General features: G+C 70.4%; 17 protein-coding genes. 6 read left to right on the forward strand and 11 right to left on the reverse strand.

Features of this window, described 5'->3' with window-relative positions; translation table 11 throughout:
- Positions 1-53 precede the first annotated feature (53 nt).
- Positions 54-1,484, forward strand: a complete 1,431-nt coding sequence (gene pyk, locus OHA99_RS11095; RefSeq protein WP_153177876.1) for a pyruvate kinase — start codon at positions 54-56, stop codon at positions 1,482-1,484.
- A gap of 78 nt (positions 1,485-1,562) precedes the next feature.
- Here pyk and OHA99_RS11100 read toward each other — a convergent pair whose 3' ends face one another.
- The 4 genes from OHA99_RS11100 to OHA99_RS11115 all read right to left on the reverse strand — a co-directional run bounded on the left by OHA99_RS11100 (position 1,563) and on the right by OHA99_RS11115 (position 5,989).
- Positions 1,563-2,969: a hypothetical protein gene (locus OHA99_RS11100; RefSeq protein WP_405695566.1), complete on the reverse strand. Its 1,407-nt coding sequence runs from the start codon at positions 2,967-2,969 to the stop codon at positions 1,563-1,565.
- Positions 2,959-3,606 (reverse strand): DUF6114 domain-containing protein, encoded by a 648-nt coding sequence (locus OHA99_RS11105; protein WP_381502029.1) that lies wholly within the window; start codon positions 3,604-3,606, stop codon positions 2,959-2,961. Before OHA99_RS11105 ends, OHA99_RS11100 begins: the two co-directional genes overlap by 11 nt.
- Before the next feature lie 117 nt (positions 3,607-3,723).
- Entirely contained in the window at positions 3,724-4,356 is a 633-nt protein-coding gene (locus tag OHA99_RS11110; protein ID WP_153177879.1) for a DUF6230 family protein, read from the reverse strand.
- Positions 4,357-5,011: 655 nt separating this feature from the next.
- Positions 5,012-5,989 (reverse strand): tetratricopeptide repeat protein, encoded by a 978-nt coding sequence (locus OHA99_RS11115; RefSeq protein WP_194279920.1) that lies wholly within the window; start codon positions 5,987-5,989, stop codon positions 5,012-5,014.
- 285 nt (positions 5,990-6,274) lie between these two features.
- On the opposite strand from OHA99_RS11115, the gene OHA99_RS11120 reads away from it, so the two are divergent.
- A complete protein-coding gene (locus OHA99_RS11120; protein ID WP_366473888.1) occupies positions 6,275-6,910 on the forward strand; it encodes a TetR/AcrR family transcriptional regulator in 636 nt (211 codons plus the stop codon).
- Positions 6,911-7,174: 264 nt separating this feature from the next.
- Here the strand turns inward: OHA99_RS11120 and OHA99_RS11125 are convergent, their stop codons facing one another.
- The 5 genes from OHA99_RS11125 to OHA99_RS11145 form a co-directional block, all read right to left on the reverse strand.
- Positions 7,175-8,875, reverse strand: coding sequence for a methylmalonyl-CoA mutase (locus OHA99_RS11125; RefSeq protein ID WP_164383198.1), 1,701 nt, complete (start codon positions 8,873-8,875; stop codon positions 7,175-7,177).
- A gap of 94 nt (positions 8,876-8,969) precedes the next feature.
- Positions 8,970-9,311, reverse strand: a complete 342-nt coding sequence (locus OHA99_RS11130; protein ID WP_059301499.1) for a DUF3817 domain-containing protein — start codon at positions 9,309-9,311, stop codon at positions 8,970-8,972.
- Between the two features lie 88 nt (positions 9,312-9,399).
- Positions 9,400-9,909 (reverse strand): MarR family winged helix-turn-helix transcriptional regulator, encoded by a 510-nt coding sequence (locus tag OHA99_RS11135; protein ID WP_153177881.1) that lies wholly within the window; start codon positions 9,907-9,909, stop codon positions 9,400-9,402.
- 76 nt (positions 9,910-9,985) lie between these two features.
- Positions 9,986-10,279 (reverse strand): MTH1187 family thiamine-binding protein, encoded by a 294-nt coding sequence (locus OHA99_RS11140; protein ID WP_003973587.1) that lies wholly within the window; start codon positions 10,277-10,279, stop codon positions 9,986-9,988.
- Entirely contained in the window at positions 10,276-10,620 is a 345-nt protein-coding gene (locus tag OHA99_RS11145) for a DUF3817 domain-containing protein (RefSeq protein ID WP_007444730.1), read from the reverse strand. Before OHA99_RS11145 ends, OHA99_RS11140 begins: the two co-directional genes overlap by 4 nt.
- Positions 10,621-10,804: 184 nt before the next feature.
- Between OHA99_RS11145 and OHA99_RS11150 the strand changes: the two genes are divergently transcribed.
- The 4 genes from OHA99_RS11150 to OHA99_RS11165 all read left to right on the forward strand — a co-directional run bounded on the left by OHA99_RS11150 (position 10,805) and on the right by OHA99_RS11165 (position 13,440).
- A complete protein-coding gene (locus OHA99_RS11150) occupies positions 10,805-11,437 on the forward strand; it encodes an AIM24 family protein (protein WP_042825207.1) in 633 nt (210 codons plus the stop codon).
- Between the two features lies 1 nt (position 11,438).
- A complete protein-coding gene (locus OHA99_RS11155) occupies positions 11,439-12,089 on the forward strand; it encodes an AIM24 family protein (protein ID WP_282881383.1) in 651 nt (216 codons plus the stop codon).
- Positions 12,086-12,862, forward strand: coding sequence for an AIM24 family protein (locus OHA99_RS11160; protein WP_164383200.1), 777 nt, complete (start codon positions 12,086-12,088; stop codon positions 12,860-12,862). The genes OHA99_RS11155 and OHA99_RS11160 overlap by 4 nt, the downstream gene beginning before the upstream one ends.
- Before the next feature lie 101 nt (positions 12,863-12,963).
- Entirely contained in the window at positions 12,964-13,440 is a 477-nt protein-coding gene (locus OHA99_RS11165; RefSeq protein WP_003973592.1) for a MarR family winged helix-turn-helix transcriptional regulator, read from the forward strand.
- Positions 13,441-13,459: 19 nt separating this feature from the next.
- Here the strand turns inward: OHA99_RS11165 and OHA99_RS11170 are convergent, their stop codons facing one another.
- Together OHA99_RS11170 and OHA99_RS11175 are read right to left on the reverse strand one after the other, a co-directional pair.
- Positions 13,460-14,881, reverse strand: coding sequence for an ATP-binding protein (locus OHA99_RS11170; protein ID WP_405695571.1), 1,422 nt, complete (start codon positions 14,879-14,881; stop codon positions 13,460-13,462).
- The gene (locus tag OHA99_RS11175) at positions 14,878-15,600 is read right to left on the reverse strand and encodes a response regulator transcription factor (RefSeq protein ID WP_405695573.1); all 723 of its coding nucleotides are present in this window, start codon (positions 15,598-15,600) and stop codon (positions 14,878-14,880) included. Before OHA99_RS11175 ends, OHA99_RS11170 begins: the two co-directional genes overlap by 4 nt.
- Between the last annotated feature and the right edge of the window lie 58 nt (positions 15,601-15,658).

The raw sequence follows: 15,658 nt of genomic DNA on the forward strand, positions 1-15,658 counted from the left end.
TTTTCCGCCAGACGGAATATTCCGCGCCGAAACAAACCGATAGGATGGCACCCATGCGCCGTTCGAAAATCGTCTGTACTCTCGGCCCCGCGGTCGACTCCCACGAGCAGCTCGTCACGCTGATCGAAGCCGGCATGAACGTGGCCCGCTTCAACTTCAGCCACGGCACCCACGCCGAGCACCAGGGGCGTTACGACCGGGTGCGGGCCGCCGCCAAGGAGACCGGCAGGGCCATCGGCGTCCTGGCCGACCTGCAGGGCCCGAAGATCCGCCTGGAGACCTTCGCGGAGGGTCCCGTCGAGCTGGTGCGCGGTGACGAGTTCACCATCACCACCGAGGACGTCCCGGGCGACCGGACGATCTGCGGCACGACCTACAAGGGCCTGCCCGGTGACGTCACCAAGGGCGACCAGGTGCTCATCAACGACGGCAACGTCGAGCTGAAGGTCACCGAGGTCGAGGGCTCCCGGGTGAAGACGATCGTCATCGAGGGCGGCGTCATCTCCGACCACAAGGGCATCAACCTGCCCGGCGCGGCGGTCAACGTCCCCGCGCTGAGCGAGAAGGACGTCGAGGACCTCCGCTTCGCGCTGCGCATGGGCTGCGACCTGGTCGCCCTCTCCTTCGTCCGGGACGCCAAGGACGTCGCCGACGTGCACCGCGTCATGGACGAGGAGGGCCGCCGCGTCCCGGTGATCGCCAAGGTGGAGAAGCCGCAGGCGGTCGAGAACATGGAGGACGTCGTGCTGGCGTTCGACGGCGTGATGGTCGCCCGTGGCGACCTGGCCGTCGAGTACCCGCTCGAGAAGGTCCCCATGGTGCAGAAGCGCCTGATCGAGCTGTGCCGGCGCAACGCCAAGCCGGTGATCGTGGCGACCCAGATGATGGAGTCGATGATCACCAATTCCCGTCCGACCCGTGCCGAGGCCTCCGACGTGGCCAACGCGATCCTGGACGGCGCCGACGCGGTCATGCTGTCCGCCGAGTCGAGCGTGGGCGCGTACCCGATCGAGACCGTCAAGACGATGTCGAAGATCGTCACCGCCGCCGAGCAGGAGCTGCTCTCCAAGGGCCTCCAGCCGCTGGTGCCGGGCAAGAAGCCGCGCACGCAGGGCGGTTCGGTGGCCCGTGCCGCCGCCGAGATCGCCGACTTCCTGGGCGGCAAGGGCCTGGTGGCCTTCACCCAGTCCGGCGACACCGCCCGCCGGCTCTCGCGCTACCGCGCGTGCCAGCCGATCCTCGCCTTCACCACCGACGAGTCCACCCGCAACCAGCTGGCGCTCAGCTGGGGCGTGGAGCCGCACGTGGTCCCGTTCGTGAACAGCACGGACGAGATGGTGGACCTGGTGGACCAGGAGACCATGCGCCTGGGCCGGTTCAACGACGGCGACATCGTCGTGATCACCGCCGGTTCGCCCCCCGGCGTGCCCGGCACCACCAACATGGTCCGCGTGCACCACCTGGGCGAGACGCGCCGCGGCTGACCGCCCCTCCCCGTCGTACGCACCGAGGGCGCCCCCTGTCGCAGGGGGCGCCCTCGGGCGTGATTCGGGGCTTGCCGCTCAGTCGGTCGTGTACTGGTGCAGTCCCGGGATGTGCAGCGTGCCGCCGAACTGGCCGGCCTGGACGACCGTCACCTTGGTGAAGTAGATGAGCGGGATGTCCAGCGGCGGCGGGTTCTCCGGGTCGAAGGTGATCGGGATCAGCCCGAGCAGGTTGCCCGAGATGCTCTCGGTGTACATCACCGTGTCGCCGTCGCGGATCGTGGACGTGGAGCCCTCGGCCGCCTGCACGTGGTAGGTCTTGCCGGCCTGCTTGTCCTTCACCGTCTGGTGCAGGTCGCCGATGTCGGTGCCGTTGGAGATGACGTACTTCAGCACCTTCTTGGTGGTGCCGTTGGCCGTCTTCACCTGGACGACGCCCTCGTAGGAGGCGCCCTTCAGCAGCAGCGAGCTGGCGTTCAGGTACCAGGGGTCGTCGGGCAGCGGCACCTTGTTGTCGACGCCGCCCTCGTCGTCGGTGGCGACCGGGCAGTCGTCGACGTTCGTGCCGCTGCTCTCGGAGGCGCTGGGGGTGGGCGTGGCGGTGGCCGCGTCCTCCTTCGCCTTCTCCGCGTCCTCCTTCGCCTTCTTGGCCGCCTCCTTGGCCGCCTCGGCCGCCTTGTCCACCGACTTCCCGGTGTCCTCGGCCGCCTTCGACGCCGTGTCGGTCGCGCCCTCGACGGTGTCCTTCGCGGCGCCGGTGACCTCGTCGGCGGTGTCCTTCAGCGCACCGGACCCGCCGGAGGCGCTCTCGGACGCCGAGGGGGTCGGCGTGGGGCTCGGGCTCTCCTCGCTCTTCTTGCCGCCGGTGAAGATGTCCTCGAGGGTGTCGCCGAGGCCCTCCAGCAGACCGCCCTTGGACTCCGACTCGGAGGGGGACGGCTCGGCGGTCGAGCCGGACGCCTCCTCGCTCTGCGACGGGGAGGGGCTCGGGGCGGCCTGCTCGTCCTTGGCGCCCTTGTCGTCGGAACCTGAATCCGACGAAGAGGAGCCGCCCTGGTCCGAACCGGCGTCCGTGCCCGTGTCCTTGCCCGTGTCCTTGCCGGAGTCCCCGGTGGAGGCCGAGGGGTCGGGCTCCTTCGCGTCGTCCTTGCCGTCCTCGGCGCCGTCACTCGCCGAGGGCGAGGGGGTGGGTGACTCGGACGGGTCCTTCTCGGCGTCCTCCAGGGCCGCCACGCAGTCCTTGTACTCGTCGGCCGTCAGGCTGTTGGCGGGCGGCGACGCGTCGTTGCCGTCGGCGAGGGCGAGCGTCGGCGTGAACCCCATCCCCATGAGCACGGCCGTCGGCATCGCCGCGATGGCTATCGCCTTGCCGGCCGGCATGTGGAACCTGGTGAACAACGGCTTCTTGGGTGCCGCGTGGCGCGGCCCGGTTCTCACACGGGACGACTCCACGTCAGTCCCGCGGGTCACCTCGTCAGCCGGCACTGTGCCTCCCGTTCGCCCCGTTGGCCGGGCTCGTTCCTGACAGATCGTGCGCCCCCGGTGCCGTGAAGGCCTGGGAGGGTTCCCCGTCGTCCATCCCGCCCCGCGGCCCCGGCACAGCGGGGCCGGGCTCCTGGGTCCCCGGCTTCCGGAAGCCGGGGAACGCGGTGTCGTCGGCCGCGGGGACCGCGCCCCGGGGCGCGTCGTCCGTGCCCTTGCCCTCCAGCGGCGGCTCGGCCTGCGGCGGCTCGCCCGGCACCCACGACACGGCCATGGCCCCGCCGACCAGCGAGAACAGGAAACCGATGAGGAAACCGCCGAGGTTGGACACCGGGATGGACACCAGCGCCAGCAGGATCGCCGCGACGCCCGCGAAGACCCTGACGTGCTTCTGGAACCACAGGCTGACGCCGAGAACGACCAGCAGTACGCCGATGATCAGGGACCCGGCACCGGCGGTGGTGGACATCGCCAGGGTCAGGTGGCCGATCTGGAGGTTCGCGTACGGGAAGTAGGCGATGGGAAGTCCGCCGAGTGCGACGAACAGGCCGGCCCAGAACGGCCGCGCGCCTCGCCAGGCACGGAACTGCAGCCTCCGGCGGGTGAACTGGCCGGCAGCGGCAGGAGTCTCGGCGCTCATGGAAATAGCTCCCTGGTACGGCTTTTGCTGTGGTGGAGATGTGGGCCGCACGTGAAGGCGCGGCCGGAGAGTGGACGGGCGGGGGCGCCGTAGGCTCCCCCGCCCGTCAAGGAGTGCTTAGTAGCACTCCTTGACACCCTTGGACAGCGACATCTTCAGACCGCTGAGCTTGAAGGTTCCGGCGGTGGTCGCCCACGCCGTCTGCTTCACGTTCTTCAGCGTGGCCGAGTCGGCCTGCTGCGAGAACCCGTAGGGGTTCGTGGTGTCGCCCTTCTTGATGCCCGGACCCTTGTTGGCGTCCTTGGCGGCCACACCGATGTCGATGCCGCGGAACGTGGCATCGGCCTCGAGGTCCTCGACGTCGATGTACAGGTTCTCCGCCTGGACCGGGGTGTCGCCACCGCCGGCCTTCAGCATGAGGCTGACCGAGCCGATCAGCGGGATGTCCGGGGTGACCACGGACTGGCACATGTTCTTGATCTGCGCCGAGTCGAACGCCGAGACCGCGACGGGGTGAGCCGTCTTCTCGCCCTTCAGCGTGTAACCCGAGTCGATCGCGCCGTACTGCATAAAGCCCGTGCCGTCGAGCCGGTCCGCCGTCACCTTGAACGACTGACCCGACACGCTGAACGACGCGGCGAGAGCGCCCTGCGCGAGCGCGACGCCTATCGCTGCCGTGGCGGCGACGCTGGGCACCATGACCACAGCGAACCGCTTCCATCTGGTCCCGCCACGCACCTGGGACTCCATATTTCCTCCTTCTCGGACGTACATCTCCTGGCCTCGGCCGGCCCCCGGTTCGGCGGCTCGGTCTGGCAGGGATGGGAGAAGTGCTACGTCCTCGGGAAGGAGAGCGCCTGTCCTCGGCGGCACGTACAACGCGCCCGAACAACCGGCGATCACCCCCGAGCGACAACCACTGGTCGCGCCTGACACGCATCACGCACAACCCTGCTGGACAGGCTTCGCCGGATGAGCGAAGACCCCCCTGCCCAAGGGCCGGCATCACTGCCGCCGGCCCTGCTCGGTGGGGACCCAGGAACCCCCGCCACCCGACCGGCTGTCGGGGTACGGGAATGGACCGAGCGTCGCCGATCGTGGTGCATTCTCGCCGTCGGCACAAGGGGGTTCGTTACTGGCTAGTAGCGGGCGTGTGACCGCGGGACGACGCACCGGGCCCGAACGGCGACGCTGGGTGCGCCTTGAGGGCGGAACAAAACTATTGATCGATGGACAGAGTCCGACAGATCGACGCCCTCGACTTACTGGCAGTAACAGCGGCCGCGATTACCAAGTTTTGGTAAAACGCGGCCGCAGTGACGCCTCTTCGACAGCTCCTTCACACGCGCAACACGTCGATGGCGTTTAGAACGCCTCGCATGCCGTCCGCGCCGACCGGAACCGGCTAGAACAGTGCGCGGGCAAGCGCCCGACGCGCCGCGGCCACCCGCGGGTCCTCGGCACCGACCACCTCGAACAGCTCGAGCAGCCGCAGCCGTACGGCGTCCCGGTCGTCGCCCGCCGTGACGCGCACCGTGTCGATGAGGCGCCCGAAGGCGTCCTCCACGTGACCGCCCACCAGGTCGAGGTCGGCGGCGGCGATCTGCGCCCGGGCGTCGCCCGGCCTGTCGGCCGCGTCCCGACGGACCTTCTGCGGATCGGCGTTCTGCACCCGCTGGAGCAACTCGGCCTGCGCCAGGCCCAGTTTGGCCTCCGTGTTGCCCGGCTCCTCGGCCAGCACGTTCTTGTACGCCTGGACGGCACCGCCCAGGTCGCCCGCGTCCATCGCCTGCACGGCGGCGTCGAGGGCCGCGTCGTGCGGACCGGCGGGGCGCTCGGGGGCGGCGGGCCGCTCGGCGCCCGGCTCCGCCTCGGGGTCGACGACCAGACCGGTCAGACCGAAGCGCTCCTCGCCGACCTGCACCAACTGGTCCAGGGTCTGGCGGATCTGCGTCTCGCTCGCGGCCCCCTGGAAGAGCGGCAGCGCCTGTCCGGCGACGACCGCGAACACGGCCGGGATGCCCTGGACGCCGAACTGCTGCATCAGCATCTGGTTGGCGTCGACGTCGATCTTGGCGAGGAGGAAGCGCCCGTTGTACTCGACGGCGAGGCGCTCCAGGACCGGGCTCAACTGCTTGCAGGGCTCGCACCACTCGGCCCAGAAGTCGATGACGACCGGGACCTCGGTGGACCGTTGCAGGACCTCGCTCTCGAACCCGGCCTCGTCGACGTCGATGACGAGGTCGGCCGGGGAGACGGCGCCCGCGCCGCCGGTCCGGGCCGCCTCGGCGCGCGCCTGCTCCGCCTTCGCCTTGGCCTCCTGGGCCTGCTTCACCGCGGCGAGGTCGACGACCCCGCTCATGGACATGTTCCGTGGCTGCATGGGTCTATCCTCCCCCGTACGGCGCGCGCGTGTGAAAACCGGGTCGAAAGCCCGCCCGGATGTGTGCTGTTCGGCTTGCGCACTGCCCTGCTTGTGCGCTGCCCTGCTTGTGTACTGCTCGGCGCCGGGTCCCCACCCCACGCCCGTGGTCGTCGCTGGGGCGCGGGCGGACCCGCGCTTTCGCTACGCGTCGTAGCGTAATGCCAGGAGGCGCGGCCGCAACACCCCGCCCCGGTGATCTGTCTCACGGCGGAGCGCGTGTTACCCGCCGGTTAAGGTCGGGGCATGCAGAGCAGCAGCCCCGCCGGCCGTGCCGGACGCCCGCGCAGTGCCGCGGCGGACACCGCGATCCTGGCCGCGACGCGGGCCGCGCTGGTCGACCTCGGCTGGTCGAAGCTCACCCTGGGAGACGTCGCCACGCGGGCCGGGGTTGCCAAGACGACGCTCTACCGCCGCTGGGCGGGCAAGAACGAGCTGGTCGTGGACGCGGTGGCGGAGCTCTTCGACGAGCTCGAACTGCCCGACCGCGGCTCGCTCGCCGCGGACATCGAGGGCGTGGTGCTCCAGTTCGCGGCGATCCTGGCGCGTCCGGAGGCGAGGAGCGGCTTGATGGCGGTGGTCGCGGAGTCCACACGGGACGAGGCGCTGCGCGAGCGCATCCGCACGTCGATCGTCGAGCGGCAGAAGCGCCTGGTGCTGGAGGGCAGGGCGCGGGCCCAGGACCGGGGCGAACTCCCGCCGGAGCCGGACACCACGGAGGCGGCCCGCACGGCGGACCTGATCTTCGACATGGTCGCGGGAGCGGTGGTGCACCGCACCCTGGTCAGCGCGGAGACCGCGAACGGGGACTGGGTGCGCAGCTTCACCCAGGTCCTGCTGTGGGGCCTCACCTCCCGCCAGACCGAGCCGGACAACGGCTGACGGGTGACGGGTGACGGCTGACGGGTGACGGGTGACGGCTGTCGCCTGACGGCTGACGGCTGACGGCTGACGCCTGACAGTGACGCCTGACAGTGACGCCTGGCGGCTGGTCTCTTGGCCGGCCGAGCCGGACGCGGGTGACCCCGGCCCACCGAGCCGACCGACGGGTGACCTCTTGGCCGACCGAGTCGGGTGGCGGGTGGGCACAGGCCGGGGGTCCAGGGGGCGGAGCCCCCTGGAGACGCCCACCGGAACACGCGGCGCCTAGAACCCCGCAGGCTCCGTGTACACCCCCCACTCGTCCCGCAGCACCCCGCAGATCTCCCCGAGCGTCGCCTCCGCGCGCACCGCGTCCAGCATCGGCTCGATCATGTTGCCGCCCGACCGCGCCGCCGCCAGCATCGCGTCCAGCGCCCCGCGCACGGCCGCGTCGTCCCGGGCCGCCTTCCGCTCGCCCAGCACCCGCACCTGCTCGCGCTCGACCTCGTGGCTGACCCGCAGGATCTCGAGGTCACCGGTGACGGAGCCGGTGTGGACGTTGACACCGACGACCCTCTTGTCGTCCTTCTCCAAGGACTGCTGGTAGCGGAAGGCCGACTCGGCGATCTCTCCGGTGAAGAAGCCGTCCTCGATGCCGCGCAGCAGACCGGAGGTGATCGGGCCGACGGGGTGCTGCCCGTCGGGGTGGGCGCGCAGCCCCCGCTCCTTGATCTGCTCGAAGATCTTCTCCGCGTCGGCCTCTATGCGGTCGGTCAGCTGCTCGACGAACCAGGAACCGCCCAGCGGGTCGGCGACGTTGGCGACGCCGGTCTCCTCCATCAGCACCTGCTGGGTGCGCAGGGCGATCTCGGCGGCCTGCTCGCTGGGCAGCGCGAGGGTCTCGTCGAGCGCGTTGGTGTGCAGGGAGTTGGTCCCCCCGAGCACGGCCGACAGCGCCTCGACGGCGGTCCGCACGACGTTGTTGTACGGCTGCTGCGCGGTGAGCGAGACACCGGCGGTCTGGGTGTGGAACCGCAGCCACTGCGCCTTGTCGGTCTGCGCCCCGTACACGTCGCGCATCCAGCGGGCCCAGATCCTGCGCGCCGCGCGGAACTTGGCGATCTCCTCGAAGAAGTCGAGGTGCGCGTCGAAGAAGAAGGAGAGGCCGGGCGCGAAGACGTCCACGTCCAGCCCGCGCGAGAGCCCCAGCTCCACGTACCCGAAGCCGTCCGCCAGCGTGTACGCCAGCTCCTGCGCGGCCGTCGCGCCCGCCTCGCGGATGTGGTACCCGGAGACCGACAGCGGCTTGTAGGCGGGGATGCCGGCCGCGCAGTACTCCATCAGGTCGCCGATGAGCCGCAGGTGCGGCTCGGGCTGGAAGAGCCACTCCTTCTGGGCGATGTACTCCTTGAAGATGTCGGTCTGGAGCGTGCCGTTGAGCACACCCGCGTCGACACCCTGCCGCTCGGCGGCGACCAGGTACATGCAGAACACGGGCACGGCGGGCCCGCTGATCGTCATGGAGGTCGTCACGTCCCCGAGCGGGATGTCCTTGAACAGGACCTCCATGTCGGCGGCCGAGTCAATGGCCACCCCGCAGTGCCCGACCTCGCCGAGCGAACGCGGGTCGTCGGAGTCGCGGCCCATCAGCGTCGGCATGTCGAACGCGACGGACAGACCGCCTCCCCCGTTGCGGAGGATCATCTTGTAGCGCTCGTTGGTCTGCTCGGCGTTGCCGAACCCGGCGAACTGCCGGATGGTCCACGTACGCCCCCGGTATCCGGTCGGATACAGGCCGCGGGTGAAGGGGTACTCGCCCGGCCAGCCGATCCGCTCGAAGCCCTCGTACTCGTCCCCCGGCCGGGGCCCGTACACCGGCTCCACAGGGTCGCCGGAGAGCGTGGTGAAGTCCGCGTCGCGCTTGCGCGCCGCGTCGTACCGGGCCTGCCACCGAAGGCGGCCCTCTTCTATGGCATGAGCGTCCATACCCTCGAATTTACTAGGACGTCCAAGTAAATGTCGATGGGCTACCGCCGTACGGGTGTCCGCACGGCGGTGGGAACGGCTCCCGAGGGCCCGGTTACGCCTTGACGGGGGCGGGCGCCTCGGTGGCGGCGACCTTCGCGTCCAGCTCCCGGCTGATCCGTCGCTCCACGAAGAAGGCGGCCGTCGGAACGGTCCCGGCGAGCAGCACCCACAGCTGCTTCTTCACCGGCCACTTCGCCTTGGAGCCGAGGTCGAAGGCGAAGACCAGGTAGATCACGTACAGCCAGCCGTGGGCGATGCTGACGACCTGGGTGAAGTCGGCGGCGCCGCCGAGATCCAGCACGTACTTGGCGATCATGCCAAGACACAGCGCGATCAGCAGCACACCGGTGACGTACGCCATGACCCGGTAGCGGGTCAGCACGCTCTTTTTCATGGCTACGAGCGTAACCGCCCGTTTCGCGCGATCTTCGACCGGGTCGGACGACTCGCCGGGCCCGCCGGGACCCGCCCGGCCGCCCCGCTCAGTCCTCCCCGAAGTCCCCCGCGGCGACCCGCAGCGGCCGGAGCATCGCGAAGATCTCGCCGCACTCCTCGGCGTCGTACGCGCCCAGGCCGAAGTCCATCGCCATGAGGTCGCGGGTGGCCGCCTCGACGACCTCGCGGCCCTTGTCGGTGATGGTCGCCAGCGTGCCGCGGCCGTCGTTGGGGTTGGGGCGCTTGGCCACCAGGCCGGAGCGCACCAGCCGGTCGACGGTGTTCGTCACGGAGGTGGGGTGCACCATCAGACGCTCGCCGATCTTGGACATCGGCAGTTCGCCCGACTTGGAGAAGGTGAGCAGCACCAGCGCCTCGTAGCGCGCGAAGGTCAGCCCGTACGGCTTGACCACGGCGTCGACCTCGCCCAGCAGGATCTGCTGGGCCCGCATGATCGAGGTGATCGCCGCCATGGAGGGCACACCGCCCCAGCGCTGTGCCCAGAGTTCGTCGGCTCGGGCGATGGGATCGAAGGAGAGACTGAGGGGCTTCGGCACGGCAACAGACCTTACCGGCCGGTCACATGCCGGTCAGCCCCGTCTCGCCCTTCGATACCACCGCCCGCCGGCACGGTCACGGGGCGAGGTGGCGCTCGACCGTCTCGACCTTCGACGTGAGGCCGTCCGTCACGCCGGGGCGGATGTCCGCCTTGAGGACCAGGGAGACCCGCGGCGCGCGCGCCTCGACGGCGGCGACGGCCCGCCGGACGACGTCCATGACCTCGTCCCACTCGCCCTCGACGGACGTGAACATCGCGTCGGTGCGGTTCGGCAGCCCGGACTCGCGGACCACCCGGACGGCGTCGGCGACGTACTCCCCCACGTCCTCGCCGACGCCGAGCGGCGTCACGGAGAAGGCGACGATCATGCGCCCACGACCCCTTCCTGGCGGGCGCGGGAGGCGATGACCGCGGTCTCGGCCTCGCGCTTGAGCTTGCGGTCGGCGAAGAAGCCGCCGGTCGGCAGGACCGAGAGGACGAAGTACAGGGCGGCGGTCTTCAGCGGCCACTTGGCACGGTTCCAGGCGTCGGCCCAGAAGATCACGTACAGCACGAAGAGGACACCGTGGATCATGCCCATCGCCGGCACCGCGTTGAAGTCGGTGGTCCGCTTCAGGACGGAGCAGACGAGCAGGAGGAGGAACGAGATCGCCTCGGGGGCCGATACCAGGCGGAGGCGGCGGAGGGCGGTGGCGGTCTTGAGGTCCACGGGTCACCTTCGGAAGGGAGGGATGCGCCGTCGGCGCGGGCGGTGTGCGGTCCGCCTTGTGAACGGAAGCACAATCGTTCGCCCATTGTGGCAAACAATGCCCCAAGGGATGGACTCAGGGTCGTTCTCCACCCGTGGGCCCTGTTCTGTCCCCCCGTGGCGGGGCTACTTTCACCACGTGGCGATGTTCCGACTTCAAGGCAGCAAGGTCCTCGCCGTCGACATGACCCAAGACGCCGTGAAGGCGAAGAACGGCTCGATGGTCGCGTACGACGGGGAGATGGCCTTCAAGAAGCTGAGCGGCGGCGGTGAGGGCATCCGGGGCATGGTGACCCGGCGGATCACCGGCGAGCAGATGACGGTGATGGAGGTGAGGGGGCAGGGCACCTGCTGGTTCGCGGACCGGGCCTCGGAGATCACGCTGGTGGCCCTCCAGGGCGACAAGCTGTACGTCGAGTCGAGCAACTTCCTGGCGGCCGACGCCGGGCTGCGCACCGGCACGAGCTTCACGGGCACCCGCGGCGCCTCCCAGGGCAACGGGCTGTTCACCACGACGATCGAGGGGCACGGGCAGGCGGCGATCATGTCCGACGGTCCCGCGGTGGTGCTGCGGGTCAGCGCCCAGTACCCGCTGACCGTCGACCCGGGGGCGTACGTGGCGCACCAGGGGAACCTGCGGCAGTCCTTCCAGTCGGGTGTGACCTTCCGCACCCTGTTCGGGGAGGGTGGCGGGGAGGCCTTCCAGATCCGCTTCGAGGGCGACGGGCTGGTGTACGTACAGCCGAGCGAGCGGAACACGATCGCGGGGGATGTGTGAGATGGCCTTCGAGGAGATCAATTCCAAGATGGTCCGGGCGTCCGTCGCGCCGGGGCAGCGGCTGTTCAGTCAGCGCGGGGCGATGCTCGCCTACCAGGGCGAGGTGTCCTTCACCCCCAATCTGCGCGGCGGGCAGGGCGGGGTCATGTCGATGATCGGCCGCCGGGTGGCGAACGAGGACACGCCGCTGATGACCGTCGAGGGCAGCGGCACCGTCCTCTTCGGGCACGGCGGCCACCACGTCCAGGTGATCAACCTGTCGGGCGACACCCTGTACGTGGAGGCGGACCGTCTCCTCGCCTTCGAGGGCACCCTGGAGCAGAGCACCGTGTTCCTGGGCTCCCAGGGCGGGGTCATGGGCATGGTGCGGGGCCAGGTGAGCGGGCAGGGGCTGTTCACCACCTCCCTCAAGGGGCACGGCTCGGTGGCGGTGATGGCCCACGGGGGCGTCTTCGAGGTGCCCATCACCCCGCAGCGCCCGGTGCGCGTCGACCCGCAGGCCTACGTCGCCCACCACGGCGACGTGCGCAACAAGCTGTCCACGGCTTTGGGCTGGCGGGACATGGTGGGACGCGGCTCCGGCGAGGCGTTCCAGCTGGAGCTGAGCGGCAGCGGCACGGTGTTCGTCCAGGCGTCCGAGGAGAAGCTGTGAGCACGGTCCACCACGACCCGGCGACGCTGCCGGCCGACGACAACGTCAACGCGTACACCTTCTGCGTGGAGCTCAAGGGGAGCCAGTGGTTCCTCCAGAAGGGGAAGATGATCGCCTACTACGGGACGATCGACTTCAACGGGATCGGGCACGGCCGGCTGGACCGTCTGGTGCGCACGTCGTTCCATTCACCTCTGCACGCGAGCGACTGGGTCGTGGCGGAGGGCTCGGGCAAGATGCTCCTCGCCGACCGGGCCTTCGACGTGAATTCGTACGACCTCGAGGACGGCAACCTGACCATTCGCTCGGGCAATCTGCTCGCTTTTCAGCCAAGCCTCGCGCTCAAGCAGTCGATCGTGCCGGGCTTCCTGACGCTGATCGGAACCGGGAAGTTCGTGGCCGCGTCCAACGGTCCGGTGGTGTTCATGGAACCGCCGATCCGGGTGGACCCGCAGGCCCTGGTCGGCTGGGCGGACTGCCCGTCCCCGTGCCACCACTACGACCACGGGTACATGACCGGCCTACTGGGCGGTCTACGTGCGATGACGGGGCTCGGCGGGGCCTCCGGGGAGGAGCACCAGTTCGAGTTCGTGGGGGCGGGCACGGTGCTGCTCCAGTCGAGCGAGGCGCTCATGGCGGAGCAGGCCGTGGGGGCTCCGCCGCAGCAGGCCGGCGTGCCCGGAGGCGGCGCTTCCGGAGCGCAGGGCGGCCGGTCGGGGGTACCGGGGCTTCCCGGACAGCTGGGGGACCTCCAGCGCCGCTTCGGGCTGTGAGCGGTAATCTGCGGAGTGTGACATCGAACGCGTGCGCACCGTCACCGTCACGGAAAACCCCTCACTAGTTCGCCTTTCAACATTTTAGGTAGACTTCATTCATGGAGACCGAGACGGCCACTCGCTGGCTGACCGATACGGAGCAGTGTGCTTGGCGCACCCACCTGGAGGTCAACAGGCTGTTGACGCACCAGCTCGAGAAGGACCTGCAGCCGTTCGGCCTGACAATGAACGACTACGAGATCCTGGTGAACCTCTCCGAGTCGGAGGGCGACAGAATGCGGATGAGCGACCTGGCCACCGCCACGATGCAGTCCAAGAGCCGCCTCTCCCACCAGATCACCCGCATGGAGAACGCGAACCTGGTCCGGCGGGAGAACTGCGAGTCCGACCGCCGCGGGCTCTTCGCCGTCCTCACCGAGCACGGCCTGGAGACCATGCGGAAGGTCGCACCGCACCACGTGGCCTCCGTCCGCAGGCACTTCATCGACCTGCTGGCTCCCGAGGACCTGACGGAGCTGGACAAGGCGCTCAAGCCCATCGCGGAACACCTGCGCGGGCAGCGGGGACGTCCCTGATCACGACCCCCTGAGCCGTTCAGGCACGCTCACCCGGCAGGCGGAGCTCGAACAGGGCCCCGCCTGCCGGCGCGTCGTGCACCGTGAGCGTGCCGCCGTGCCGTACGGCGACGTCGCGGGCGATGGCCAGCCCGAGACCGGCCCCGCCGTCGTCACGGCTGCGGGCGGCGTCGAGCCGTACGAACCGTTCGAAGATCCGCTCCCGGTCGGCCGCCGGCACGCCCTCGCCGTCGTCGGCCACCGCGACCACCGCCGCCTCCCCGTCCCGCCGCACGGTCACCTCCACCGCCGAGCGGGCGTGCCGCTGGGCGTTGTCCAGCAGATTGGCCAGCACCCGCCCCAGCTGCCCCCGCGATCCGGCCACGTTCACCGCGGCGTCCCCACGCACGCTCACCCCCGTACGGCCCTCGGCCGCCTCCCGCGCCAGCGCCGCCAGGTCGACCCGTGCGTCGGCGGGCCGCTCCCCAGCATCCAACCTCGCCAGCAGCAGCAGGTCGGCGGCGAGCCGCTGGAGCCGTACGGTGTCCTCCACGGCGCCGTCGAGGTCCAGCAGCTCGGGGTGGGCGGCGGCCACCTCCAGCTGGGTGCGCAGCGAGGCGATCGGGCTGCGCAGCTCGTGCGAGGCGTCGGCGACGAACCGGCGCTGCCGCTCCACCGAGGACTCCAGCGCGGCCAGTGTCTGGTTGGTGGTCGTGGCGAGCCTGGCCACCTCGTCGTGGGTGCCGGGCACCGGGACGCGGCGGGCCAGGTCCTCGCTGGCGGTGATCGCGGCCATCTCCCGCCGGATGCCCTCCACGGGGCGCAGCGCCCGCCGGGTGACCAGCCAGGTCACCCACGCGACGACCGCGAGCAGCAGCGGGAAGCCGATCAGCATGACGGTCAGCGCGGTGTTCACGGCGCCGTGTTCGGCGGAGAGCGGGGCGCCGGCGTAGACGGTGAGCTGGTCGCCGCGCCGGGTCTCCACGGGGACGGTGACGAAGCGGTAGTCCTCCGTGTCGCCGTCGACGGTCGCGGTGCCGTCGCCGACGGTGGCGGGCTCGCCGATCTCACCGGCTTCGAGCGACTCGCCGGAGTCGTCATCGTCGTCGCCGTCGTCGCCGTCGTCGCTCGGGGAGGCGGACGGCTGCGGGGTCACCGCGTCGACGCCGGTGCCGGTGATCCGCTCCAGGTCCTCGCTGGCGGCGACCACGGTGCCCGCCTCGTCGACGACCTGCACGGGGCGGTCGTCGTCGTCCAGGTTCAGCTCGGTGTACCGCGTGCCGACGGCCAGCGAGGTCGCCACGTCCCGCGCCGAGCGCTCCGCCTGGGTGCCCGCCTCGCCGAGCAGGTTGGAGCGCAGGGACAGCAGGACGGCGGTGCCGGCCGCGACGAGGGCGACGGCGACCACGAGGGTCGCGGCGAGCGTGGCGCGGGCCCGCACCGAGGCGAAGAGGCGGCTCACCGCCCGGTCTCCAGCCGGTAGCCGGCGCCGCGCACGGTCCGGATGAGCCCGGCGCGCAGCTTGCGCCTCAGCGCGCTGACGTACACCTCGACGATGTTGGGGTCGCCGTCGTAGGCGAAGTCCCAGACGTGCTCCAGGATCTCGGCCTTGGACACGACCTGCCCGGCCCTCACCACGAGTTGCTCCAGGACGGCGAACTCCTTGGCGGTGAGGGTGACCTCGTCCTCGCCGAGGAACACCCGGCGGGCGGCGGTGTCGACCCTGAGGTCGCCGTGGACGTGCACGGGCGAGGCCCCGGCGCCCTGCCCGCGCCGCCGCAGCAGGGCCTTCACGCGGGCGACGAGGACGACGTACGAGAAGGGCTTGGTGAGGTAGTCGTCCGCGCCCGTGTCCAGGCCCTCGGCCTCGTCGTACTCGCCGTCCTTGGCGGTGAGCATCAGGATCGGCACGTCGTGCCCGGCGGCGCGCAGGGCGGCGCAGACCCGGTAGCCGTTGAGGCCGGGCAGCATGATGTCGAGGATGACGAGGTCGTACGTGCCCTCGCCCGCCCGGTGCAGTCCCTCCAGGCCGTCGTGGACGACGTCCACGGCGTATCCCTCCGCGGTGAGGCCCTTGGCGAGCGACACGGCGAGGCGCTTCTCGTCCTCCACGATCAAGAATCGAGAGGGGCGGCGCGAAGCGCCTCGGGCAGGGTGGTGGTGGGCGACGGGTGGGCGCATGTGTAGAGGGTCCCAAAGCCGAGCTGAAGATCCCTTCAGGCGGCTTCAGCCTGGCCTC

This window comes from Streptomyces coelicoflavus (assembly GCF_045041415.1).
GTDB lineage: Bacteria > Actinomycetota > Actinomycetes > Streptomycetales > Streptomycetaceae > Streptomyces > Streptomyces coelicoflavus.

Coding starts and splice junctions, on each gene's coding strand:
- OHA99_RS11165 (WP_003973592.1), top strand. CDS start 12,964: ATGGAGACCGAGACGGCCACTCGCTGGCTGACCGATACGGAGCAGTGT.
- OHA99_RS11105 (WP_381502029.1), bottom strand. CDS start 3,606: ATGAGCGCCGAGACTCCTGCCGCTGCCGGCCAGTTCACCCGCCGGAGG.
- OHA99_RS11120 (WP_366473888.1), top strand. CDS start 6,275: ATGCAGAGCAGCAGCCCCGCCGGCCGTGCCGGACGCCCGCGCAGTGCC.
- OHA99_RS11125 (WP_164383198.1), bottom strand. CDS start 8,875: ATGGACGCTCATGCCATAGAAGAGGGCCGCCTTCGGTGGCAGGCCCGG.
- OHA99_RS11155 (WP_282881383.1), top strand. CDS start 11,439: ATGGCCTTCGAGGAGATCAATTCCAAGATGGTCCGGGCGTCCGTCGCG.
- OHA99_RS11150 (WP_042825207.1), top strand. CDS start 10,805: ATGTTCCGACTTCAAGGCAGCAAGGTCCTCGCCGTCGACATGACCCAA.
- OHA99_RS11110 (WP_153177879.1), bottom strand. CDS start 4,356: ATGGAGTCCCAGGTGCGTGGCGGGACCAGATGGAAGCGGTTCGCTGTG.
- OHA99_RS11130 (WP_059301499.1), bottom strand. CDS start 9,311: ATGAAAAAGAGCGTGCTGACCCGCTACCGGGTCATGGCGTACGTCACC.
- OHA99_RS11175 (WP_405695573.1), bottom strand. CDS start 15,600: ATGCGCCCACCCGTCGCCCACCACCACCCTGCCCGAGGCGCTTCGCGC.
- pyk (WP_153177876.1), top strand. CDS start 54: ATGCGCCGTTCGAAAATCGTCTGTACTCTCGGCCCCGCGGTCGACTCC.
- OHA99_RS11115 (WP_194279920.1), bottom strand. CDS start 5,989: ATGCAGCCACGGAACATGTCCATGAGCGGGGTCGTCGACCTCGCCGCG.
- OHA99_RS11140 (WP_003973587.1), bottom strand. CDS start 10,279: ATGATCGTCGCCTTCTCCGTGACGCCGCTCGGCGTCGGCGAGGACGTG.